The following is a 23,430-nucleotide window of genomic DNA, read 5'->3' as shown; positions in this document are numbered from 1 at the left end:
CCGGTATCAATATTGCTGACCCAATGCAATCGCGAGCAAGCTCGCTCCCACAGGTTTAAGTGTTTCAGCGCGGTGTTATCATCGCAACCAGCCGGTTTCCAAGGCGCCGCTCATTCGAGCGGCGTTTTGGTATCTGTAAAACGCAAATACGAATAATCCCATGGGCGGTGCTGGGTCGCGCCGTTCGCTGGCAAAGGTTGAAGATGATGCGGAGCAAGGTGACGGGTGCGCAGCGCTGGGTCGTGAAGATCGGCAGCGCATTGCTGACGGCGGATGGCAAGGGTCTGGATCGCAAGGCAATGGCGGTGTGGGTCGAGCAGATGGTGGCTTTGCATGAGGCTGGCGTCGAACTGGTCTTGGTCTCTTCGGGGGCTGTAGCCGCTGGCATGAGCCGGTTGGGCTGGACATCGCGACCCAGCGCGATGCACGAGTTGCAGGCCGCTGCCGCCATCGGTCAGATGGGGCTGGTGCAGGCCTGGGAGTCGAGCTTTGCCGAGCACGGTCGCCATACGGCGCAGATCCTGCTGACCCATGACGACCTGTCCGACCGCAAGCGCTACCTCAATGCCCGCAGCACCTTGCGTGCGCTGGTCGAGCTGAAAGTCATCCCGGTGATCAACGAAAACGACACTGTGGTTACCGACGAGATTCGTTTCGGCGACAACGACACCCTGGCCGCGTTAGTGGCGAACCTGGTGGAAGCGGACCTGCTGGTGATTCTCACGGATCGCGACGGCATGTTCGACGCCGACCCGCGCAACAATCCTGATGCCAAGCTGATCTACGAAGCCCGTGCCGATGATCCGGCGCTGGACGCGGTGGCAGGCGGTACTGGTGGTGCGCTGGGGCGTGGCGGCATGCAGACCAAGCTGCGCGCCGCCCGTCTGGCTGCTCGCTCCGGGGCTCACACCATCATTGTCGGTGGTCGGCTGGAGCGAGTGCTGGATCGCCTGAAGGCGGGCGAGCGCATTGGCACATTGTTGTCCCCTGAGCGCGGCATGCTGGCGGCGCGCAAGCAATGGCTGGCCGGGCATCTGCAAACCCGTGGCACGCTGGTGCTGGATGCGGGGGCGGTGTCGGCGCTGTCCCAGGGCAATAAAAGTCTGCTGCCGGTGGGCGTGAAGCTGGTCCAGGGCAGTTTTCGTCGCGGCGAAATGGTGGTGTGCGTGGCGCCGGATGGTCGCGAAATCGCTCGCGGCCTGGCCAACTACAGCGCGCTCGAAGCACAAAAAATCATCGGTCAATCGTCTGATGCGATTGTCGGTCTGTTGGGTTACATGGCCGAGCCAGAGCTGGTTCACCGTGACAACCTGATTCTCGTCTAAGGAAAAATCATGGGTTTGGCAAAAGGATTGATCGGCTTGCTGGTGGCATTGCCGCTGCTGGCCTCGGCTGAGGAAATTGGCCAAGTGTCGACGGTGTTCAAGTTTGTCGGGCCAAATGACCGGATCGTCGTTGAGGCCTTCGATGATCCGAAGGTGGACGGGGTGACGTGCTATCTGTCCCGGGCCAAGACCGGTGGTGTGAAGGGTGGTCTGGGTCTGGCTGAGGATCGCGCCGAGGCATCCATTGCCTGCCGCCAGGTCGGTCCCATCAGCTTCAAGGGGGAGCTCAAGGACGGCGAGGAGGTGTTCAGGGAGCGCACGTCGTTGGTATTCAAGACCATGCAGGTGGTGCGCTTCCTCGACAAGAAGCGTAATACGCTGGTGTACCTGGTCTACAGCGACCGTGTGATCGAAGGCAGTCCGCAGAATGCGGTGACGGCGATCCCGATCCTGCCGTGGGCTCGTACCCAATAACCTGACGCAAATCCCAGTGTGGGAGCGAGCCTGCTCGCGATAGCTATATAACAGTCAACTTGTATTGAGTGTTAGTCAGCTATCGCGAGCAGGCTCGCTCCCACATTTTTGCGATATGTGTGGTAAATCCCAGGCAATAAAAAACCGACCCTAAGGTCGGTTTTTTAACGAGCGCGTCGCTTAGGCAGCAGCGGCAACGTTCAGGGCCTTTACGTGGCCATTCAGGCGGCTCTTATGGCGAGCAGCCTTGTTCTTGTGGATGATGCCTTTATCGGCCATACGGTCGATAACTGGCACAGCCAGAACGTAAGCAGCTTGTGCTTTTTCAGCGTCTTTTGCGTCGATGGCCTTAACTACGTTTTTGATGTAGGTACGGACCATGGAACGCAGGCTGGCGTTGTGGCTGCGACGCTTCTCAGCCTGTTTTGCACGTTTTTTGGCGGAAGGTGTGTTGGCCACCGTCGAGCTCCTCGAAAGACTTTTTAGGAAATAGCAAACAAAATAGGCCGCGAATCATGCCGATGAGTTGATGTCTTGTCAAGGGCGGGTGACGCGTTCCGCTGAATGGCAGGTACAACGCACCGGATGATTTCTTTCCGGCGTGCGACCTGTAAACTCGCGGGCTTTGGCTCTGCACTGTTTAGCGGCGCGGAGTATCGCATAAGTGGGCGCGTTGTTCGCCTGCTGTTTATCGACAGGCAAAAACTCTTTTCATGAATCTGCTCAAATCGTTGGCTGCCGTCAGCTCTATCACGATGCTTTCACGCGTCCTGGGGTTCGTTCGTGACACGCTGATCGCTCGGATATTCGGTGCCGGGATGGCCACCGACGCCTTCTTCATCGCTTTCAAGTTGCCCAATCTGTTGCGGCGGATCTTCGCTGAAGGGGCGTTTTCCCAAGCCTTCGTGCCGATCCTGGCGGAATATAAAAGCCAGAAAGGCGACGAGGCGACTCGCACGTTCATTGCCTATGTCACGGGTTTGCTGACGCTGGTGCTGGCACTGGTCACGGCCGCCGGCATGCTCGCCGCGCCCTGGGTGATCTGGGCCACGGCTCCGGGTTTTACCGATACCCCGGAAAAATTCCAGCTCACCTCGGACCTGTTGCGGGTGACCTTTCCTTATATATTGCTGATTTCCCTGTCGTCCCTGGCCGGGGCGATCCTCAATACCTGGAACCGTTTCTCGGTGCCAGCCTTCGTGCCGACCCTGCTCAACGTCAGCATGATCGTCTTTGCGGTGTTCCTGACACCGTACTTCGACCCGCCGGTGATGGCACTTGGTTGGGCGGTGCTGGTGGGTGGCCTGGCGCAGTTGCTGTATCAGCTGCCTCACCTGAAGAAAATCGGCATGCTGGTGCTGCCGCGCCTGAATCTGCGCGACAGCGGCGTGTGGCGGGTGATGAAGCAGATGTTGCCGGCGATCCTCGGGGTTTCGGTGAGTCAGATTTCCCTGATCATCAACACCATTTTCGCCTCGTTCCTAGTGGCCGGCTCGGTGTCGTGGATGTACTACGCCGACCGCCTCATGGAGTTGCCGTCCGGTGTGTTGGGCGTGGCCCTGGGCACGATCCTGTTGCCGACCCTGGCCAAGACTTACGCCAGCCAGGACCGCCAGGAGTACTCGCGCATCCTCGACTGGGGCCTGCGCCTGTGCTTCGTGCTGGTGTTGCCTTGTGCCCTGGCGCTGGGCATCCTGGCCGAGCCGCTGACCGTCTCGTTGTTCCAGTACGGCCAGTTCAACGCTTTTGACGCGCTGATGACCCAGCGTGCGCTGATCGCTTACTCGGTGGGCTTGCTCGGGATCATTGTGATCAAGGTGCTGGCGCCAGGCTTCTACGCCCAGCAGAACATTCGCACGCCGGTGAAAATCGCCATTTTTACCCTGGTGATGACCCAATTGTTCAACCTGTTGCTGATCGGCCCGCTGGCCCACGCTGGCCTGGCCCTGGCGATCAGTGCCGGCGCGTGCCTCAACGCCGGGCTGCTGTTTTACCAACTGCGCAAGCAGAAGATGTATCAGCCGCAGCCGGGCTGGGGCAAGTTCGGCCTCAAGCTGCTGGTGGCCGTGGGGGTGATGTCGGCGGTGCTGCTGGGGGCGATGCATTTCATGCCAGCCTGGGGTGAAGGACAGATGCTCGAGCGTTTCCTGCGCCTGGGTGTACTGGTCGCGGCGGGTGTGGTGGCGTATTTCGGCATGCTGCTGCTGATGGGCTTTCGCCTGCGCGACTTCAACCGCAAGGGCTTGAGCTGAGGGGTTTACCCTCGATAATCCCGGGCCGGGCAGTGGTTTTGTCGGCTCGATCACTTTGGGTTACGGTGTTGCCTGTCGTCGGCCGCCGGGTGTGGTTATAATCGGCCACTTTATGAGCAAGAAGCGCGTTATGCAGCTGGTTCGAGGCCTCCACAACCTGCGCCCCCAGCATCGGGGCTGTGTCGCCACTATTGGCAACTTTGACGGTGTTCACCGTGGCCACCAGGCTATCCTGGCGCGGTTGCGCGAGCGTGCCCAGGAATTGGGCGTGCCCAGTTGCGTGGTGATCTTCGAGCCGCAACCCCGGGAATTTTTCGCCCCGGACACCGCGCCGGCCCGTCTGGCCCGGCTGCGGGACAAGCTGCATCTGCTGGCCGCCGAAGGCGTCGACCGGGTCTTGTGCCTGGCCTTCAATCAGCGCCTGAGCAAACTCAGTGCCGCCGAATTCGTCGAGACCATCCTGGTGGGCGGTCTGGACATAAAACATCTGGAAGTCGGTGATGATTTCCGTTTCGGCTGCGACCGGGCAGGGGATTTCGATTACCTGCAACAGGCCGGCAAGGCCCGGGGCTTTACCGTCGAAGCGGCGCAGACCGTGGAGATGGATGGCATGCGCGTCAGCAGTACCCAGGTCCGCAATGCCCTGGCGGCTGCCGACTTCGAATTGGCCGAGCGTTTGCTCGGCCGGCCATACCGGATTGCCGGACGGATCCTGCACGGGCAGAAACTGGCGCGCCAACTGGGCACGCCGACGGCCAACGTGCAACTCAAGCGTCGTCGTGTACCGCTGACCGGGGTGTTCCTGGTGAGTGTCGAGATCGACGGCAAGACCTGGCCCGGTGTCGCCAATATCGGCGTCCGGCCCACGGTCCAAGGGGATGGCAAGGCCCACCTCGAAGTACATGTTCTGGATTTTGCCGGCGATCTGTATGACCGGCGTTTGACGGTGGTTTTCCACCAAAAGCTGCGTGAAGAGCAGCGTTTTGCCTCTCTGGAGGCGCTCAAGACGGCGATCCATGCAGATATCGCCGCCGCCCGTGCCCTTGTCGCAACCAGCGCCAATCGCTAATGAAGAGCCTTAAATGACCGACTATAAAGCCACGCTAAACCTTCCGGACACCGCCTTCCCTATGAAGGCCGGCCTGCCTCAGCGCGAACCACAGATTCTGCAGCGTTGGGACAGCATTGGCCTGTACGGAAAGTTGCGCGAGATTGGCAAGGATCGTCCGAAGTTCGTCCTGCACGACGGCCCTCCGTACGCCAACGGCACGATCCACATCGGTCACGCGCTGAACAAGATTCTCAAGGACATGATCGTGCGCTCCAAGACCCTGTCGGGTTTCGACGCGCCGTATATCCCGGGCTGGGATTGCCATGGCCTGCCGATCGAGCACAAGGTTGAAGTGACCCACGGCAAGAACCTGGGCGCGGACAAGACCCGCGAATTGTGCCGTGCCTACGCCACCGAGCAGATCGAAGGGCAGAAGTCCGAATTCATCCGCCTCGGCGTGCTGGGCGACTTCGCCAACCCTTACAAGACCATGGACTTCAAAAACGAAGCCGGCGAAATCCGGGCCTTGGCGAAAATCGTCGAGGGCGGCTTTGTGTTCAAGGGCCTCAAGCCCGTGAACTGGTGCTTCGATTGCGGTTCGGCCTTGGCCGAGGCGGAAGTCGAGTACGAAAACAAGAAGTCGTCGACCATCGACGTCGCGTTCCCGATCGCCGATGAAGACAAGCTCGCCGCCGCTTTCGGCCTGGGCAAGCTGAGCAAACCGGCGTCGATCGTGATCTGGACCACCACCCCGTGGACCATCCCGGCCAACCAGGCGTTGAACGTTCACCCGGAATTCAACTACGCCCTGGTCGATGTTGGCGACAAGCTGCTGGTATTGGCCGAAGAACTGGTCGAGTCCTGCCTGGCCCGCTACAACCTCGAAGGCTCGGTGCTGGCTACCGCGCCAGGTTCGACGCTGGAACTGATCAATTTCCGTCATCCGTTCTATGACCGCCTGTCGCCGGTGTACCTGGCCGACTACGTAGAGCTGGGCGCAGGCACTGGTGTGGTTCACTCCGCGCCGGCCTATGGCGTTGACGACTTCGTGACCTGCAAGAAGTACGGCATGGTCAACGACGACATTCTCAACCCGGTACAGAGCAATGGCGTGTACGTGCCGTCGCTGGAGTTCTTTGGCGGCCAGTTCATCTGGAAAGCCAACCCGGCCATCGTCGACAAACTGACCGAAGTCGGCGCGCTGCTGCACACCACCGTCATCGAACACAGCTACATGCACTGCTGGCGCCACAAGACTCCGCTGATCTACCGCGCCACCGCGCAGTGGTTCATCGGCATGGACAAGCAGCCAGCCACTGGCGACACCCTGCGCCAGCGCTCCCTCAAAGCCATTGAGGACACCAAGTTCGTGCCGGCCTGGGGCCAGGCGCGCCTGCACTCGATGATCGCCAACCGTCCTGACTGGTGCATCTCCCGCCAGCGTAACTGGGGCGTACCGATCCCGTTCTTCCTGAACAAGGAAAGCGGCGAACTGCACCCACGCACCGTCGAACTGATGGAAATGGTGGCCAAGCGCGTCGAAGTCGAAGGCATCGAAGCCTGGTTCAAGATGGACGCCGCCGAACTGTTGGGCGACGAAGCGCCGCTGTACGACAAGATCAGCGACACCCTGGACGTCTGGTTCGATTCCGGTACCACCCACTGGCATGTGCTGCGTGGCTCGCACCCGATGGGCCATGAAGCCGGTCCGCGTGCCGACCTGTACCTGGAAGGTTCGGACCAGCACCGCGGCTGGTTCCACTCCTCGTTGCTGACCGGTTGCGCTATCGACAACCACGCACCGTACCGCGAGTTGCTGACCCACGGCTTCACCGTCGATGAGTCCGGCCGCAAGATGTCCAAGTCCCTGGGCAACGTGATCGCCCCGCAGAAGGTCAACGACACCCTGGGCGCCGACATCATGCGCTTGTGGGTCGCCTCCACCGACTATTCCGGCGAGATGGCCGTTTCCGAGCAGATCCTGCAGCGCAGCGCGGACGCCTACCGGCGGATCCGTAACACCGCGCGCTTCCTGCTCTCGAACCTGACCGGTTTCAACCCGGCCACCGACCTGCTGCCAGCCGAAGAAATGCTCGCGCTGGACCGCTGGGCCGTGGACCGTACCCTGCTGCTGCAACGCGAATTGCAGGAGCATTACGGTGAGTACCGTTTCTGGAACGTCTACTCCAAGATCCACAACTTCTGCGTGCAGGAGCTGGGTGGTTTCTACCTCGACATCATCAAGGACCGTCAGTACACCACTGGCGCCAACAGCAAGGCGCGCCGTTCGTGCCAGACCGCGCTGTTCCACATCAGCGAAGCGCTGGTGCGCTGGATCGCGCCGATCCTCGCATTCACCGCCGACGAGCTGTGGCAGTACCTGCCGGGCGAGCGCAACGAGTCGGTGATGCTCAACACCTGGTACGAAGGCCTGACCGAACTGCCGCAAGGTTTCGAGCTGGACCGTGCCTATTGGGACCGGATCATGGCGGTCAAGGCGGCGGTCAACAAGGAAATGGAGATCCAGCGCGCGGCCAAGGCCGTCGGTGGCAACCTGCAGGCCGAAGTGACGCTCTACGCCGAAGAAGCCCTGAGTGCCGATCTGGCCAAGCTGAGCAACGAGCTGCGTTTCGTGCTGATCACTTCCACCGCCAGTGTCGCACCGTTGGTGCAGGCGCCGGCCGATGCGGTCGTCACTGAAGTCAGCGGCCTGAAGCTGAAGATCGTCAAGTCGAACCACACCAAGTGCGCCCGTTGCTGGCACTGCCGCGAAGACGTCGGCGTGAATCCGGAGCATCCGGAGATCTGCGGCCGTTGCGTCGACAACATCAGCGGCACTGGTGAGGTTCGTCACTATGCCTAGTGCGTCTAACGTGGCGAGCCGTTTCGGCCGGCTGAGCTGGCTGTGGTTGAGCTTGCTGGTGCTGGTCATTGACCAGGCCAGCAAGTTCCACTTCGAAAACTCGCTGACCATGTACCAGCAGATCGTGGTCATCCCCGACTACTTCAGCTGGACCCTGGCTTACAACACGGGCGCGGCGTTCAGCTTCCTGGCCGACAGTTCGGGCTGGCAGCGCTGGCTGTTCGCCCTGATCGCTGTCGTGGTCAGCGGCGTGCTGGTGGTCTGGCTCAAACGCCTGGGGCGCGATGAGACCTGGCTGGCCGTGGCGCTGGCATTGGTGCTTGGGGGCGCGCTGGGCAATCTTTATGATCGGATTGCCTTGGGCCACGTGATCGATTTCATCCTGGTGCATTGGCAGAACCGCTGGTACTTCCCGGCGTTCAACTTTGCCGACAGCGCCATCACCGTGGGCGCCGTAATGCTCGCCCTGGACATGTTCAAGAGCAAGAAACCCGGAGAAGCCGTCCATGACTGAGCAGCGTATCGCTCAAAACACTGAAGTGAAGCTTCACTTCGCCCTGCACCTGGAAAACGGCGACACCGTCGACAGCACCTTTGACAAGGCTCCGGCCGTGTTCAAGGTTGGCGACGGCAACCTGCTGCCGGGCTTCGAGGCGGCGATCTTCGGTTTCAAGGCCGGTGACAAGCGCACCGTGGTGGTTCCACCGGAAAACGCCTTTGGTCAGCCCAACCCGCAAAACGTGCAGACCATGCCACGCTCCCAGTTCCAGGACATGGAACTGTCCGAAGGGTTGCTGGTGATCTTCAACGATGCGGCCAATACCGAACTGCCGGGCGTGGTGAAGGCGTTCGACGACGCCCAGGTGACCGTGGACTTCAATCATCCGTTGGCGGGCAAGACCTTGAACTTCGAAGTGGAAATCCTCGACGTCAAGGCAGTTGAGATTTAACGGCAGTTACCGCCCCCACCATACCTGTGGGAGCGAGCCTGCTCGCGATGGCTGAATCACAGCCACCATCGAGTTGACTGTTCTGCCGCATCGCGAGCAGGCTCGCTCCCACAGACACGAGGCACAGCATGCAAATCAAACTCGCCAACCCCCGTGGCTTCTGCGCCGGCGTGGACCGGGCGATCGAAATCGTCAACCGCGCCCTGGAAGTCTTCGGGCCGCCCATCTATGTGCGCCATGAAGTGGTCCACAACAAATTTGTCGTCGAAGACCTGCGTAGCCGCGGGGCGATCTTCGTCGAGGAACTGGACCAGGTGCCAGACGACGTCATCGTGATCTTCAGTGCCCACGGGGTTTCCCAGGCAGTGCGTACCGAAGCCGCCGGCCGTGGCCTGAAGGTATTCGACGCGACCTGCCCCTTGGTGACCAAGGTCCATATCGAAGTGGCCCGTTACAGCCGTGACGGTCGTGAGTGCATTCTGATCGGCCACGAGGGCCATCCGGAAGTCGAAGGCACCATGGGCCAGTACGACGCCAGCAATGGTGGCGCGATCTACCTGGTCGAGGATGAAGAGGACGTCGCCGCCCTTCAGGTGCGTAACCCGGAAAAGCTGGCGTTTGTCACCCAGACCACCCTGTCCATGGACGATACCAGTCGAGTGATCGACGCCCTGCGTGCGCGCTTCCCGGCCATCGGTGGGCCACGCAAGGATGACATCTGCTACGCCACCCAGAATCGTCAGGATGCGGTCAAGCAACTGGCCGACGAGTGTGATGTCGTGCTGGTAGTCGGTAGCCCGAACAGCTCCAACTCCAATCGCCTGCGTGAGCTGGCCGAGCGCATGTCCACTCCGGCGTACCTGATCGACGGCGCTGAAGACATGCAGCGCAGCTGGTTTGACGGCGTCGAGCGTATCGGCATTACCGCCGGTGCTTCAGCGCCGGAAGTGTTGGTGCGCGGCGTGATCCAGCAACTGCAGGCCTGGGGGGCAACCGGTGCCGATGAATTGTCCGGTCGCGAGGAGAACGTCACCTTCTCCATGCCCAAGGAACTACGCGTGCGCTCCTTGCTTTGAGTCCATTTCGCACAAGGCCTGCTCGGTTTTCTCGCTGCGCAGGCTGACGCGGCCGCTGCGCGACAGGACCACCTGGTGGTGACTGACCGGCTTATGGTGTGCACAAACGTGTAACGTTCCCGCCTGAAATGCGCCGCTGGGCAGGAGCGGCTCCCCCTGGCTTGCGAATCTCACCGAGTGTTTTACCGGCCCGTTGCCAATGATTCGAGCATGGCGGCTGTGCTGCGTCAGCAGTGGCTGGTCATCGCCGTCCAGCATGATTTGCCAGCCCAGGCTCCAATCGTTGTCTATTCCTTGAATCGTCACTGTCCGATTGCGCGTGATTGCTTCGCTGCGGGCGCTGCGCAGACCGCTGGCCAGCAGCCGTGCGGCGTCGTCGCGGTCAGTGGATTCCACCAGGGCTTTGTATCCGGAACCGGCCCACGGCAGAACAATCGCGGCAATCGCCAGTCCCATGAGCAGTTCGATCAGGCTAAAGCCCTGTTGATACATGACGTCTCCTCCCTGGAGAGCTTGTTGTAGAGAGGGAGCAAGCTCCCTCGCCACAGGCAGTCGTTTGTTCTAGCGTGTAGAAGCAGGTATAGCCAATGGCGACGGAGGGCATCGATGGATCTTCGTACAAAAGGTTTCACGCTGATTGAGGTGCTGGTCGCCCTTGGCGTGCTGCTGCTCCTGATCACCCTGGCGGTACCGGCCCTTACCGGTTCGGTGCAGGGCACCAAGGCCGATACCGATATTGACGACCTGCGCCGGGCACTGAACTTCGCCCGGATGACGGCGATCGACCGTGGTGTCACCACACGGATTCGCCCCACGGTCCAGGGCAGCGTATGGAGCAGCGAGCTGACGGTGTATGACAGTACTGGCGCTGAGCCCAATGTATTGCGGGTTGTTCCAGCGATGAGCAGCGGCGCGACTCTGACGCTAACCTCAGACGTGACCAGCATTGATTTCAACAACCTCGGCGGGTTGTCGGCACCGGCCACGCCGGTGACTTTCAATTATGTAAGGGGGGCGCAGAGCAGGACACTGAGTGTTTGCCTCAATGGACGAATCGTATTGGGTGGAAGTTGCGGATGAAGGGTTGCAGTAAACAGGCACAGGATGGCATGACACTGATCGAGGTGCTGGTGGCGGTGCTGATTCTTGGCGTGGGCTTGCTGGGAGCGGCGATGGTTCAGCTCAATGCCCTCAAATATACCGACAGCTCGCGCATGACCAGCCAGGCCAGCTTCATCGCCTACGACATGCTCGACCGCATTCGTGCCAACTCCGGCGCCGATTACACGGTTACGCCGCCCAGTTCACCCAATCTCAACGTAGCCCGGGACCAGGATCTCTACGATTTCAAGACCAACATCGTCAGCTTCGGCGGCGCCACGGCCACCGGCACTGTTGCGCTGCACCAGCGGGTCTACACCATTACCATCTCCTGGGATGACGCCCGGGCCGCCAACACGACCAACGCCGCCGAGGCGCGACGCAGTTTCGTGCTGACCAGTCGCGTCGCCGTCGACCCACCCGGGGCGACGCCATGAACAGGCATTGCCGGGGATTCGGCCTGATTGAGCTGATGATCGCTTTGGTGCTCAGCCTGATTGTCGTGCTGGGTGTGGTGCAGATTTTCATCGCCGCCAAAAACACCTACGTCAGCCAGGGTGCGGCGGCGGTGATGCAGGAGGATGCGCGGTTCGCTCTGAGCAAGATGGTCCAGGAGCTTCGTATGGTGGGCATGTTCGGTTGCCTGGAGACCGTCCTCGACGCGTCCTCGGCGGGGGATTTCAATGCCAGCAAGGTCACGCCGATCAGCTGGGACAATGCCAATCTGAAGCTGACCCTGGTGACGACGGATGTCGGCAACAGCGGCGGCGTGCCGACCTGGACCGTGATCTCGGATTGTCGCAACACGGCGACCGCCTATACCGGGGCGCGGATACCGGCGGCCGGGCAAATGGCGTTTCCGATACGGCGGCTGGTCTACAGTTTCAGCAATAACCAGTTGTTGATGGGCACCGGGGCTGGCAACCCGACCCAGGCGGTGCTGGTGGATAACGTCCGGGCATTCGATGTGACATTTGGGGTGGCCAGCAGCGCGACAGACATCGCGGCATCGAGCTACAGCCGCAACCCGAGCAATCCGGCCCTGATCCGCAGCGTGCGCCTGACCCTCACGCTCTTTGATCCGAAGAACAACGTGCGTGAGCAGACCTTCAACGTGGTTGCCGCTTTGCGCAACCGGCTTCTGTGAGGGCGACTGATGAATTCAACGCCCATCAAGCATCGCCAGCGCGGTATGGCATTGCTGGTCAGCCTGGTTTTCCTGCTGCTCCTGACGCTGATCGGCCTGTCGTCGATGCAGAGCGCCACCCTTCAGGAAAAAATGACCAGTAGCGTCATGCTACGCAACCAGTCCTTCCAGTTGGCCGAGGCAGCGCTGCGGGTTGGTGAAAGCGCGGTACAGGCCGAGGCCTACTCCCTGCCGGTGTGTACCACCGCGACCCAGTGTGCGCCGCCGGCTGAATCGGCAACCCTCACGACGGCCGGGCGCAATTCATCGTCGGGGGTGACCTGGATCGCCGTCCCTGGCGGGTTCTATGGCGTGCAGAATCTGGGCACCACGCTGACGGCGGTCAACGTGCCGATCAATACGTCGGCGACGCTGTACCGGATCACGGCGGTGGCCGTGGTGGGAAATAACCAGCGCAGCGTCGTGGAGAGCATCTATGCGAAATATTAAGGTGCGTCGCGATTGGAAGCAGGCGTTGTGGGGTGTGCTGCTCAGCCTGTACCTGGCTGCACCGGCCTATGCTTTCACGCCTTCGGATTCGCCGTTGCTGAGTGCCGCCGCAGTCACGCCCAACGTGATGCTGCTGATCGATGACTCGGGGAGTATGAACAACATCATTTGGGCGTCGGGGTTTGATCCGACGGTGACGCAAACGCGCACTTATGCATGCAGCGCCAGTAGCAATTGCAACGATAGGTATGAACTGGATCTGGATGACTCGAACATTCTGTTAATGAGCCTGTTGCGGGGCGGTTGCTCGTCTGGCTGGTACGGTTTCTACCGGCCCGGCCTTGGCCGGATCTGTCTGCGGCTGCCAGACCCGGTGGGTGGGGGCGATACACGCTACACCGCCAAGTACCTGGCGTATCTGGTAACCCTGGCCAACGGCTCGAACCGGGACTACACCAATGGCTCAATCCCCAGGGATTATCGAATCAACGTGGCACGGGATGTCTCCAACGACCTGGTCGCCAACAACCGTGCCTTGCGCATCGGGCTTGCCACCTTCAATCCTCCCAACTTCAGCAACTCCGGCCCGGGGGGCTACATCGCCCGTGTCGTCAGCGATCTGTCACCCGTCAGCGGCAGCGTGACCCAGACCCAGGCCAACGCCAACTACAGTGCCCTGATCAACGCCATCAACGGTCTGGGCGCGGTCGCCAATACGCCATTGGCCGAGAGCTATTACGAGGTCACCCGTTATTTCAGGGGCATGGCGCCGTACCACAACAATAGCCCCAGCACCTACACCAGCCCGATCCAGTACCGGTGCCAGAAGAATTTCGGTGTGGTGATCACCGACGGCTTGCCCACCTACGACCGTACCTTTCCCACCAACGATCCGTTAGGCGGATCCCGTCTGCCGAACTGGGATGGCATCAGTACCAACGATGGTGCTGACCGCAACGGTGACGCTGAGGGCGATACGCTTTATCTGGACGATATCGCCAAGTTCGCTTTCGACATCGACATGCGTTCCACCGGCACCGACGTCACTGGCCAGAGCTGGAATGCCACGGATTTTCCCCGGCAGTACCTCAATACCTACACCGTGGGTTTTGCCGTCACCAATACGATGCTGTCCGACGCCGCTCGCTACGGCGCGGGTAAATATTATCCAGCGTCCGACAGCGAAGGCCTGAACTCGGCCTTGTCATCGGCCTTGAGTGACATCACCTCCAAGGCCGGATCGGGGGGCGGCGGCACCACCAACGGTGCAACGTTGTCCACCACCTCCAGCTATTACCAGACCACCTATGACCCCAAGGACTGGCGAGGCACCATCCGCGCATTCGGTTTTACCTCGGCGGGGACGGTCGATACGGCGGCCGTGCAATGGACCACCAACACCAGCATCGTGCCGGGTGCCACGGCACCGACCTATCAGTCCTGGAACACCGCGACCAACACGCCGGTAACCTTGGCCTACGGCAACTTTTCACCGGCCCAGCAAACCAGCCTCAGCCAGGGCCTGCCCACGGGGATCACCGGCAGCGATCTGGTGGAATGGAGCAAAGGTGTCAATAAAACCGGGCTGAAGGTGCGCAGCGCGTTGCTGGGGGACATTATCAACTCGCCACTGCTCCTGGCCTCGCCGAACGACCAGACCGCCTCGGACCTGCTGAACGACACCAGCTACAGCACTTACCTGGCAACCAAGGCGGCGAACATGAACGCCAATCTCGTGGTGAATGCCAACGATGGTTTCTTCAGCGTCATCAACAGCGCAAACGGCACGCGGCGTTACGCTTATATGCCCTCGAGCGTCCTGCCCTCGTTGCGGGACATCGCTGACACCAATTACATCAACGGCGTGAGTCACAAGTTCCTGGTGGATGGGCAGATCGGCGTATTCGATGCGCAATTGGGCAATGCCTGGAAGACCGTTGCCCTGGGCGGGACTGGAGCCGGGGGCAAAGCGTTCTATGCGGTGCAATTGTTCGACGCCGCGGCAGGCAATGCGCTCCGGGCGTTGTGGGAAATCAGCGCACCGACCGTCGCCAATACGGCCAACGCCTTCAATGACCTGGGCTACGCCTATGCGCGTCCCGAAGTCGCGCGCCTGGCCGATGGTCGCTGGGCCGCGTTCATCGCCAATGGCTATGGCAGCAACACCGGCGTAGCGGCGCTGTACGTGGTGGATATCCGTGATGGCTCGCTGATCAGGAAAATCACGGTCAATAACAGCGAGACGGGTAACGGCCTGTCGTCGGTCAAGCTTCGGGTCAATTCCCAGAACGTGGTGCAGGCCGCGTACGGTGGCGATTTGAAAGGGCGGATGTGGAAATTCGACCTCAGCGGCACTTCCCCCACCGCCTGGGGCGTTGCGTTTGCCGGGCAGCCGTTGTTCACCGCGCCCGGTGGTGCAACCCAGCCCATCACCGTCCAGCCGTTGCTGGCGGAAAACCCTCAAGGCGGGACCCAGGTTTTTTTCGGCACGGGCAAATTCAACGAAGCGGTGGACAAGCTCAATAAGGATCTGCAGGGGTTCTATTCGATCTGGGACGCCGTCGGCGGTACCGGACAAATCCCGGTTTCGAGCCTGCAAGCCCAGTCGATCACCGGGGTGTTCTCAGGCAGCACCGGGCAATTCGTGACGACCAGCCAGACCGACGTGACGTATCCTGCAAAAAATGGCTGGTATCTGCCCTTGGTGTACAACAACGCATTGACTGGGGAACGGGTGATCAACCCGGCCAGTCTGGTGCTCGGGCGCGTGGTTTTCACCACGGCCGCGGTGGACACCACCGATCCCTGCGCCAGCTTTGGTACTGGCAAACTGATCGAGGTGGATGCGTTCAACGGTAAGATGCTCAACTACGCGGTGCTCGACACCAACGGTGACGGCATGCTCAACAGCCTCGACACGGTCTCCAGCGGAGTGATTTTCACGGGCGGGATCCCGACCTTGAGCGCTGTCGTCAGTGCCAACGGGGCCACCAACATGATCGTGAACGACTCCGGTGGCGGTATCACCGACCTGCTGGGGAAATCCGTCGGCGGCAGCCGCCGCATCATGTGGCGGCAAATACAATGAGAGATAAGGTATGCGCAGATCCAACCGGGGTTTCACCTTGATCGAAATCATGATCGTGATCGCCATCATCGGTATCGTGATCACCGTCGGCTATCCGAGCCTGACCGAATACATGAAAAAGGGCCGAAGGGCCGAAATCGCCGGGCTGCTATCGGAGCAGGCGCAGATTCTTGAGCGCCATTACTCCAAGAACAATGTCTACACCAACGCGACCGGGCTGAGCAGCGGTAATGATTTCTACACCATTACCCAGACGCTCATGGATCAGAGTTTCACCCTGACTGCCGTGCGCAACAGCGCCTCGTCCATGGCCACCGACAAGTGCGGTGATTTCACCATCAACAACACGGGCGCGCGAAGCATCATCAACGCTGCTGCCGGGCTGACTGCCAAGGATTGCTGGGGTCGCTGAGTTTATTTTTTCGGGCGCTGTCCTGCGCCCTTTGTCTTGTGAGTTGAAATAGAACATGACCAGGCAACAGCAAGTGGTGATTGTCGGCGGCGGAGTCATTGGCCTGCTGACGGCGTTCAATCTCGCGTCCGAAGGGCAGCGCGTGGTGCTGCTGGACCGCTCCAGTGTCGGCCAGGAATCGTCCTGGGCCGGCGGCGGTATTGTTTCGCCGCTGTACCCCTGGCGCTACAGCCCGGCGGTCACCGCACTGGCCCACTGGTCGCAGGACTTTTATCCACAGCTGGCCCAGCGTCTGTTCGCGGCCACGGGGGTTGATCCGCAGGTGCATGTCACCGGTCTGTATTGGCTGGACCTGGACGATCAGGCCGAAGCACTGGCCTGGGCCGAGCGGGAAGGGCGCCCGTTGCGGGCTGTGGAAATCTCGGCTGTCCATGACGCGGTGCCAGTACTGGGCGCGGGTTTCTCCCGGGCGATCCACATGGCCGATGTGGCCAATGTGCGCAATCCCCGGTTGGTGAAGTCCCTCAAGGCTGCGTTGCTGGCGCTACCCAATGTCACGCTGCATGAGCAATGCGAGGTCGGCGGGTTCATCCGCGACGGTGGGCGTATTGTGGGGGTTAACAGCTCCGAGGGGCCGATCCTTGGCGATCAGGTGGTCCTGGCGGCGGGCGCCTGGAGCGGTGAATTGCTCAAGACTCTGGGGCTGAAGTTGCCGGTCGAGCCGGTCAAGGGCCAGATGATTCTGTACAAATGTGCGTCGGATTTTCTATCGAGCATGGTCCTGGCCAAGGGCCGTTATGCGATTCCGCGTCGCGACGGGCATATTCTGGTGGGCAGTACGCTGGAGCGCGAAGGCTTCGACAAGACCCCGACCGATGTTGCGCTCGATAGTTTGAAGGCGTCGGCGCAGCAGCTGATTCCTGCGCTGGCGGACGCCGAGGTGGTCGGGCATTGGGCCGGCTTGCGGCCTGGATCGCCGGAGGGCATTCCCTATATTGGTGAAGTGCCGGGGTTCTCGGGGTTGTGGTTGAACTGTGGGCATTATCGCAATGGGTTGGTGTTGGCTCCGGCGTCGTGTCGGTTGTTTGTTGATGTGATGTTGGGGCGTGAGCCGGTGATTGATCCTGCGCCGTATGCGCCGGCGGGGCGGTTGTAGGGTTCGGCTTTGGCTTGGGGGTGAGCTTGGTGACGAGGCGGCCTGACAGCCGGCCTGTCTCTCACGGTTGTACCCGGATCCAACTGTGGGAGCGAGCCTGCTCGCGATGGCGGCCTGACAGCCGGCCAGGGTTTTGTTGGTTGGGTATATATCCGTTTCTGCGGTAACGGCTACTTATGGTTCCGCCCTTACGGCGGGTCACTTTTGAAGAGCGCAAAAGTAACCAAAACGCTCTTGCCCCACCACTCGGTGCCTCGCCTAGGCTCGGCATGCCCTCACTCCGGCATTGCTCCGTGGGCCCGCCGCGAAGGGCCATCCATGGCCCAGCGCGGCTACCTCGGCATCCATGCCGAGGTGCCCACTCCACAATACCTGCGTTCGGCCAGCGTGGTTAACGGGGCGCCCCAGATCAAAAGCAAAAGCGAGGCGGCCTGACAGCCGGCCTGTTTTTTGCGGGTGTACACCCATCGGACCTGTGGGAGCAAAGCTTGCTCGCGAGGCGGCCTGACAGTCGGCCTGTTTTTTGCGGGTGTACACCCATCAGACATGTTGAGCCGGACCTGTGGGAGCAAAGCCTGCTCGCGAGGCGGCCTGACAGCCGGCCTGTCTCTTGCGGGCGTAGCCCTATCCCAGTGTGGGAGCGAGCCTGCTCGCGATGTCAGCCCATCCACCCTCGATGCAACCGAGGTGTCGCTATCGCGAGCAGGCTCGCTCCCACAGGAGAAACGCGTTCGCCCAAAACCAGGCCGGCTGTCAGGCCGCCTCGCGGAGGACGTTGATCTCGGCGCCCCGTTAACCACGCTGGCCGAACGCAGGCATTGTGGAGTGGGCATCCCGGCATGGATGCCGGGATAGCCGCGCTGGGCCATGGATGGCCCTTCGCGGCGGGCCCACGGAGCAATGCCGGAGTGAGGGCACACCGAGCCTAAGCGAGGTGCCGAGTGGTGGGGCATGAGCGCTTTGGTTACTTTCGCGCTTTTCGAAAGTGACCCGCCGTAAGGGCGGAACCCTAAGTAGCCGTTACCGCAGAAATGGATATACACACTCACAATAGCGCCTTCACAGCCAACCAGAATTTGTGGGAATGGTCGGACAAGGCCCCTAATTCGAGCCGAATTTTCCGACGAGTTCTGGCGGTTGCCGGGTGGGAAGGTCTCTCGTTAACCTTTTCCCGTCGCTGCCAATTCAGCGACCGGGCGTCGCGGCCCGCAAACTTGGTAATCCATTCCTTCCTTTGGAGTACCGCAATGTGTGACAAATCTCCATCCGCTTCAGAAACCAATAACGAGTCCCCATACTCCAGCCTTAACCCAAAACAGCTTGATGAAGCCGCCAAGCGCGCCCTCGACTATTACCTCGGCCCAAAGCCCGAAGCCAAAAAGAAACCCGCCTCAAACCATCTATTCACCGTCGTGGACGGCATCGACACCGAATGCCTGCTCGCCAACCTCAGCGAAACCCTGGCCTCAGCCAACGCAACCGTCAGCGACCTGGCCTTCGAACTCGAAGGCTCGCGACGGCATGTCGCATTGGGAGTGCAACAGTTGATTGAGCTGAGCGAGTTGTTGGCCAACCGTGTGCTGGATGAGCGGGTGCCGGTGGCGGAAGGCTAGAAGAGCTGCCAAGGCAAACACGGGGTAAGTAGGAGCATCAGGACCGCGCCTCAATCCAACCCCAACTTCTTCAACCGATACCGCATCGACCGAAACGACAACTTCAACCGCTGGGCCGCCGCCGTGCGGTTCCAGCGGGTTTCCTCCAAAGCCTGGAGGATGAGTTTGCGTTCGACGTCCTCCAGATAGTCTTCCAGGTTATCGACCCGCATCAGGTCGGGGCTGCCTGCGTCGGTGGTGCTGATGCCCTCGGCCAGGCGCAGGTCGTGGGCTTCGATCAACTGGTGCTCGCAAAGGGTGTAGGCGCGTTCGAGCATGTTTTCCAGTTCCCGAACATTGCCCGGAAAGCGGTAGTTTCGAAGGGCGTCCAGGGCTTGGGGATGGAGCTTGACTGCGGGGCTGCCGGTGTTGGCGGCCAGGCGCTGGAGGGTGTGATTGGCGAGCGATTCGATGTCTTCGCGGCGTTCGCGCAGCGGCGGGACGCGCAGTTCGATGACGTTGAGTCGATAGTACAGGTCCTGGCGAAAGCGCCCGGCGGTGACTTCGGCGTCCAGGTCCTTGTGGGTGGCGCAAAGAATTCGTACATCCACCACTTCTTCCTGCTGGCCACCAACGGCCCGCACGGCTTTTTCCTGGATGGCCCGCAGCAATTTGACTTGCATCGCCAGGGGCAGGTCGGCCACTTCGTCAAGGAACAAGGTCCCGCCGTGGGCGGCCTGGAACAGTCCGGGTTTGTCTTCGATGGCGCCGCTGAAGCTGCCTTTTCGATGGCCGAAAAACTCGCTTTCCATCAGCTCAGTGGGAATCGCCCCACAGTTGACCGGCACAAAACGCTGGGCGGAACGCGGGCCTTGCTCATGGATCAACCGGGCGACCAGTTCCTTGCCGCAACCCGATTCCCCGCTGATGTAGACCGGCGCCTGACTGCGAGCGAGTTTTTCGATCTGTTTGCGGACGTTGTGCATCGGCGGGGAATCGCCCAGCAGACAGCGCTCGATGGACGCCGCCGGGATGGCGACCGACGGCAGGCGTAATGCGCTGGTTACCAGCTCACGCAGCCGACCCAGGTCGACCGGTTTGGTCAGGAAGTCGAAGGCGCCGGCCTTGAGGGCGTCGATGGCGGTTTCCAGGCTCCCGTAGGCGGTGATCATTGCCACGGGCAATTGCGGGTAGCGTTGCTGGATATGTTGCACCAGCTCCAGGCCAGTGCCGTCGGGCAGGCGCATGTCGGTCAGGCACAGGTCAAAGGTGTCTTCAGCCAGCAGGGCCCGGGCCTGGGCAAGGTTCTCGGCGCTGCGGGTGTCGAGTTTCATCCGGCCTAGGGTAATGTCCAGGAGTTCGCGGATGTCCGGTTCGTCATCGACGATCAGGATTCGTTGCCGTGAGCGCGTAGTCAAATCTGTTTCCGTCCGTGAGCAAAAGTGATGCGAAAGCAGCCGCCGCCTTGGCGTGGTTTGAAGTCTAGGCGGGCCTGGTTGCTTTCGCACAGCTCACGGGACAGATAGAGCCCAAGGCCGGTGCCCTGGCTGCTGGTGGTGAAGAAAGGTTCGAACAAATGCGCTTGCTGGTCCGGTGTCACGCCGGGGCCGTTGTCGATAATGTCCAGCGTGGACAGCTGGCTGTGGGGGGCGATGAACAGCTTCAGCCAGACCTCGGCCTCTTCATGGGCCATCGCGCTATGACGCCAGGCGTTGCGCAGCAGGTTGTCGAGCACCTGGGTCAACTGATCGGGGTCCATCAGCGTGAGGTAGTCACCCGGGTCGATGCTCAGGTGCAAGTGCTGATGCTCAGCCGCGTTTTCCCGGGCTTGTCGGACGAACTGGTCGAGCCAGATCCGCAGATCCAGGCGCTGCGGCGTGGTCTGCTGGCGGCGGGACAGTTGCAGGACGTTTTCAATGACGCGGTTCATTCGTTGGGAGTGATCCTGGATGATCTGCGTCAGACGCCGATCCGCGCTGTTCAGTTCCTCGGACTCGCGCAGCAATTGAGCCGCATGGCTGATCGCCCCCAACGGGTTGCGGATTTCATGGGCGATACCGGCGGTGAGGCGCCCCAGGGAGGCGAGTTTCAACTGCTGGGCGTGCTGGGCCACTTGGGCCAGGTCTTCGAGGAAGACCAGGATCTGATGCTGATCGTGATGCCCCAGGGCAATGAAACTCGGTTGCAAGGTCAGGCCGGTGCCGTTAATGGTCAGGCTTTGCGGACGCAGGCTGGGGTTGTTCAACCACAGCTGCAGCCGCTCCACCAGGGCGCCGGAGCAGTCGTCGAGCCGCTGGCCGACCAGATCGTGCATGCCTAACAGACTCAATGCGCTTTCGTTAGCCAATTGCACCCGGCGCTGGCCATCGAGCACCAGGATGCCGGTGCGCATGCGTTGCAGGATCAGTGCGTTGAGCGCTTCCAGGCCGACCACTTCGCTGGCCCGTTGTTCGGCGAGGATTTCACTGGCTTCCAGGCGTCGGGTCAGGCCTTGTACCAGCAGCGCGGCGGCAAAACACAAGGCCCCCAGGGTGCCGGCCTGCAGATAACTGCTGGGACGGCTCGAGTCGCTGAGGTCTAGGAAGAAGCTCGATCCGACGATGCCCAGCGTGGCGACAGCGGCAATCAACAGGCCGATTCGGCCTCGCAACAGCGTATTGCCGATGGCCACCGAGACGATGAGCAGGTTGCCGATGGCGCTGGGGGCACCGCCGGCAGCGTAGAACAGCCACGACAACAACAGCACGTCGGTCAGAGCCAGGCCGAACAGCCGGGCCGGGCGGCGGGTATTTTCAAGAAACACCACCAGCAGGATATTCAGCACCAGGTACAACCAGCTGCCGCTGCGCAGCAAATCGTCGTTGGCGAACTCCAGCAGGCGGTTGTCCATGTTGCTGGAGATCAGCAGCACCAGGGTGATGCCGATGCTTAGACGGTACAGGTGATAGAGACGCAGCAGGCGCTGCGCCTGTTTGACGCGAGGGCTTGAGGCTTGCTCAGCGGTCACGAGTGCCCGGGCCTTGCTCGAGGTGAGCCTGGCTGCAATACCACTGTTGTTCGAGGGCCAGTGCCCGATCTCGCGGCAGGTGCACGCCGCAATGGGCGCAACGGACCATGGGTGGTGCGTCCTGTTCCCGAGGGGAGTTCGGCGCGGCAGAGGTCCCCTTGAACTTGCGCCACAACCATATCGCGGCGGCAATCAGGGCGATCCAGAACAGTAAACGAAGCATGATGGGCGGCTTTTTGGCTAATGATCAGGCAGTTTAGCCAAGGACAGGAACGGCGCACAGCGCTATAAAATCCAGGCACAAAAAAGGGAGACCCGCGGGCCTCCCTTTTGCTGACACCTGGCCTCAGTCGAACAGGCCGAAGGTCATGTAGCTGAACCAGGAGCGATCGCTGGATTCGCTCTCAGGCTCTTCTTCTTCGAGCACGTCGCCATTTTCGTCCTTGGGCTTGAGCTCGTTTGGAATGGCTTCCTTGGCATCCTGGAACTGGCGCTGAACGTCCTGGTTGGCGCGGGTTTCGCCCGGCGGCAGAGGTGGACGGGATTCGATCAGGCCCAGGGTCGCCTTGCTCAGCCACGAACGGTTGTCGGCCTCGTCAACCCGTGGAGTGAACTGACCATCCTCCAGGGACGGGTGATCCGGGTAGTTGAGCTTGAGGGTTTCCAGGCTGGTGGCGGCCAGGTCGTCCAGGTGCAGGCGCTGGTAGGCTTCGGTCATCACTGCCAGGCCGTCGCCCACCGAGGGGGTTTCCTGGAAGTTTTCCACCACGTAGCGGCCACGGTTGGCGGCAGCGACGTAGGCCTGACGGGTCAGGTAGTAGTCAGCCACGTGGATTTCGTAGGCGGCCAGCAGGTTGCGCAGGTAGATCATGCGCTGCTTGGCATCCGGCGAATAACGGCTGTTGGGGAAACGGCTGGTCAGCTGGGCGAACTCGTTGTAGGAGTCGCGCGCGGCGCCCGGGTCCCGCTTGGTCATGTCCAGCGGCAGGAAGCGCGCCAGCAGGCCGACGTCCTGGTCGAAGGAGGTCAGGCCCTTGAGGTAGTAAGCGTAATCGACGTTCGGGTGCTGCGGATGCAGACGAATGAAGCGCTCGGCGGCGGATTTCGCAGCTTCCGGCTCGGCGTTCTTGTAGTTGGCGTAGATCAGCTCCAGCTGGGCCTGATCGGCATAGCGACCAAACGGATACCGCGACTCCAGCGCCTTGAGCTTGGCCGTGGCGCTGGTATAGCTGTTGTTGTCCAGGTCGGTCTGCGCCTGTTGGTACAGTTCGACTTCGCTCAGGTTTTCGTCTACGACTTCCTTCGACGAGCAAGCAGCAGTCAATGCGAGGATGGCGATCAGCAGCAGGTGTTTCACTTGCATGGCGGCTTGCGTCCCTATGACGGCCGCTGTCTTGGGCGGGGCCGTCCTGTTATGATGAGCGCCCCGTTGAGAAGCCTCGGGGCA

The 23,430-nt window shown here is 61.2% G+C and carries 22 protein-coding genes; 16 read left to right on the top strand and 6 right to left on the bottom strand.

All coding sequences use genetic code 11. The features are described 5' to 3' along the window. The first annotated feature begins 206 nt into the window (after window positions 1–206). Window positions 207–1,325: a glutamate 5-kinase gene (gene proB / locus HQ912_RS24585; protein ID WP_047230164.1), complete on the top strand. Its 1,119-nt coding sequence runs from the start codon at window positions 207–209 to the stop codon at window positions 1,323–1,325. Window positions 1,326–1,334: 9 nt separating this feature from the next. Then, complete coding sequence (locus tag HQ912_RS24580) at window positions 1,335–1,799, top strand: CreA family protein (protein ID WP_076386392.1); 465 nt, start codon at window positions 1,335–1,337, stop codon at window positions 1,797–1,799. 180 nt (window positions 1,800–1,979) lie between these two features. Here the strand turns inward: HQ912_RS24580 and rpsT are convergent, their stop codons facing one another. Beyond that, entirely contained in the window at window positions 1,980–2,258 is a 279-nt protein-coding gene (rpsT, locus tag HQ912_RS24575) for a 30S ribosomal protein S20 (RefSeq protein WP_003185593.1), read from the bottom strand. 254 nt (window positions 2,259–2,512) lie between these two features. On the opposite strand from rpsT, the gene murJ reads away from it, so the two are divergent. The 6 genes from murJ (at window position 2,513) to ispH (ending at window position 9,991) form a co-directional block, all read left to right on the top strand. Next, window positions 2,513–4,051 (top strand): murein biosynthesis integral membrane protein MurJ, encoded by a 1,539-nt coding sequence (gene murJ, locus HQ912_RS24570; protein ID WP_047230166.1) that lies wholly within the window; start codon window positions 2,513–2,515, stop codon window positions 4,049–4,051. A 130-nt stretch (window positions 4,052–4,181) separates the two neighbouring features. Then, complete coding sequence (gene ribF / locus HQ912_RS24565) at window positions 4,182–5,120, top strand: bifunctional riboflavin kinase/FAD synthetase (protein WP_047230167.1); 939 nt, start codon at window positions 4,182–4,184, stop codon at window positions 5,118–5,120. A gap of 13 nt (window positions 5,121–5,133) precedes the next feature. After that, window positions 5,134–7,965 carry an isoleucine--tRNA ligase gene (gene ileS / locus HQ912_RS24560; RefSeq protein ID WP_173407396.1) on the top strand — a complete coding sequence of 944 codons (2,832 nt, stop codon included), beginning with the start codon at window positions 5,134–5,136 and terminating at the stop codon, window positions 7,963–7,965. Next, a complete protein-coding gene (gene lspA / locus HQ912_RS24555; protein ID WP_047230169.1) occupies window positions 7,958–8,479 on the top strand; it encodes a signal peptidase II in 522 nt (173 codons plus the stop codon). Before ileS ends, lspA begins: the two co-directional genes overlap by 8 nt. Next, window positions 8,472–8,915 (top strand): FKBP-type peptidyl-prolyl cis-trans isomerase, encoded by a 444-nt coding sequence (fkpB, locus tag HQ912_RS24550; RefSeq protein WP_173407395.1) that lies wholly within the window; start codon window positions 8,472–8,474, stop codon window positions 8,913–8,915. The genes lspA and fkpB overlap by 8 nt, the downstream gene beginning before the upstream one ends. Window positions 8,916–9,043: 128 nt before the next feature. After that, on the top strand, window positions 9,044–9,991 hold the full coding sequence (gene ispH, locus HQ912_RS24545) for a 4-hydroxy-3-methylbut-2-enyl diphosphate reductase (RefSeq protein WP_047230171.1): 948 nt from the start codon (window positions 9,044–9,046) through the stop codon (window positions 9,989–9,991). On the opposite strand, the gene HQ912_RS24540 is transcribed toward ispH, so the two are convergent. Then, on the bottom strand, window positions 9,968–10,483 hold the full coding sequence (locus tag HQ912_RS24540; protein ID WP_076386386.1) for a GspH/FimT family pseudopilin: 516 nt from the start codon (window positions 10,481–10,483) through the stop codon (window positions 9,968–9,970). The genes ispH and HQ912_RS24540 overlap by 24 nt on opposite strands. A gap of 114 nt (window positions 10,484–10,597) precedes the next feature. Between HQ912_RS24540 and HQ912_RS24535 the strand changes: the two genes are divergently transcribed. The 8 genes from HQ912_RS24535 to HQ912_RS24500 all read left to right on the top strand — a co-directional run bounded on the left by HQ912_RS24535 (window position 10,598) and on the right by HQ912_RS24500 (window position 18,997). After that, a complete protein-coding gene (locus HQ912_RS24535; protein ID WP_047230173.1) occupies window positions 10,598–11,071 on the top strand; it encodes a GspH/FimT family protein in 474 nt (157 codons plus the stop codon). Next, complete coding sequence (pilV, locus tag HQ912_RS24530) at window positions 11,068–11,529, top strand: type IV pilus modification protein PilV (RefSeq protein ID WP_047230174.1); 462 nt, start codon at window positions 11,068–11,070, stop codon at window positions 11,527–11,529. The genes HQ912_RS24535 and pilV overlap by 4 nt, the downstream gene beginning before the upstream one ends. Beyond that, on the top strand, window positions 11,526–12,239 hold the full coding sequence (locus tag HQ912_RS24525) for a PilW family protein (protein ID WP_160893358.1): 714 nt from the start codon (window positions 11,526–11,528) through the stop codon (window positions 12,237–12,239). The genes pilV and HQ912_RS24525 overlap by 4 nt, the downstream gene beginning before the upstream one ends. Before the next feature lie 9 nt (window positions 12,240–12,248). Then, complete coding sequence (locus HQ912_RS24520; protein WP_076386379.1) at window positions 12,249–12,728, top strand: PilX N-terminal domain-containing pilus assembly protein; 480 nt, start codon at window positions 12,249–12,251, stop codon at window positions 12,726–12,728. Next, window positions 12,715–15,816, top strand: coding sequence for a pilus assembly protein (locus HQ912_RS24515; RefSeq protein WP_160893360.1), 3,102 nt, complete (start codon window positions 12,715–12,717; stop codon window positions 15,814–15,816). The genes HQ912_RS24520 and HQ912_RS24515 overlap by 14 nt, the downstream gene beginning before the upstream one ends. A 10-nt stretch (window positions 15,817–15,826) precedes the next feature. After that, complete coding sequence (locus HQ912_RS24510) at window positions 15,827–16,228, top strand: type IV pilin protein (protein ID WP_076386375.1); 402 nt, start codon at window positions 15,827–15,829, stop codon at window positions 16,226–16,228. Between the two features lie 55 nt (window positions 16,229–16,283). After that, window positions 16,284–17,384, top strand: a complete 1,101-nt coding sequence (thiO, locus tag HQ912_RS24505) for a glycine oxidase ThiO (protein WP_047230179.1) — start codon at window positions 16,284–16,286, stop codon at window positions 17,382–17,384. 1,247 nt (window positions 17,385–18,631) lie between these two features. Next, window positions 18,632–18,997, top strand: a complete 366-nt coding sequence (locus tag HQ912_RS24500) for a DUF6124 family protein (protein ID WP_173407394.1) — start codon at window positions 18,632–18,634, stop codon at window positions 18,995–18,997. Between the two features lie 50 nt (window positions 18,998–19,047). On the opposite strand, the gene HQ912_RS24495 is transcribed toward HQ912_RS24500, so the two are convergent. The 4 genes from HQ912_RS24495 to HQ912_RS24480 form a co-directional block, all read right to left on the bottom strand. Next, on the bottom strand, window positions 19,048–20,394 hold the full coding sequence (locus HQ912_RS24495; protein WP_076386371.1) for a sigma-54-dependent transcriptional regulator: 1,347 nt from the start codon (window positions 20,392–20,394) through the stop codon (window positions 19,048–19,050). Continuing rightward, complete coding sequence (locus HQ912_RS24490; protein ID WP_173407393.1) at window positions 20,391–21,983, bottom strand: nitrogen regulation protein NR(II); 1,593 nt, start codon at window positions 21,981–21,983, stop codon at window positions 20,391–20,393. Before HQ912_RS24490 ends, HQ912_RS24495 begins: the two co-directional genes overlap by 4 nt. Continuing rightward, window positions 21,973–22,206: a PP0621 family protein gene (locus tag HQ912_RS24485; protein WP_047229875.1), complete on the bottom strand. Its 234-nt coding sequence runs from the start codon at window positions 22,204–22,206 to the stop codon at window positions 21,973–21,975. The genes HQ912_RS24490 and HQ912_RS24485 overlap by 11 nt, the downstream gene beginning before the upstream one ends. Before the next feature lie 123 nt (window positions 22,207–22,329). Beyond that, window positions 22,330–23,346 (bottom strand): outer membrane protein assembly factor BamD, encoded by a 1,017-nt coding sequence (locus HQ912_RS24480; protein ID WP_047229874.1) that lies wholly within the window; start codon window positions 23,344–23,346, stop codon window positions 22,330–22,332. Window positions 23,347–23,430: the final 84 nt, after the last annotated feature.

This window comes from Pseudomonas sp. MPDS, from assembly GCF_013283895.1.
GTDB lineage: Bacteria > Pseudomonadota > Gammaproteobacteria > Pseudomonadales > Pseudomonadaceae > Aquipseudomonas > Aquipseudomonas rhizophila.
Note: the sequence above shows the minus strand (reverse complement) of the source record. Positions and strands in the feature narration are given on the sequence as shown.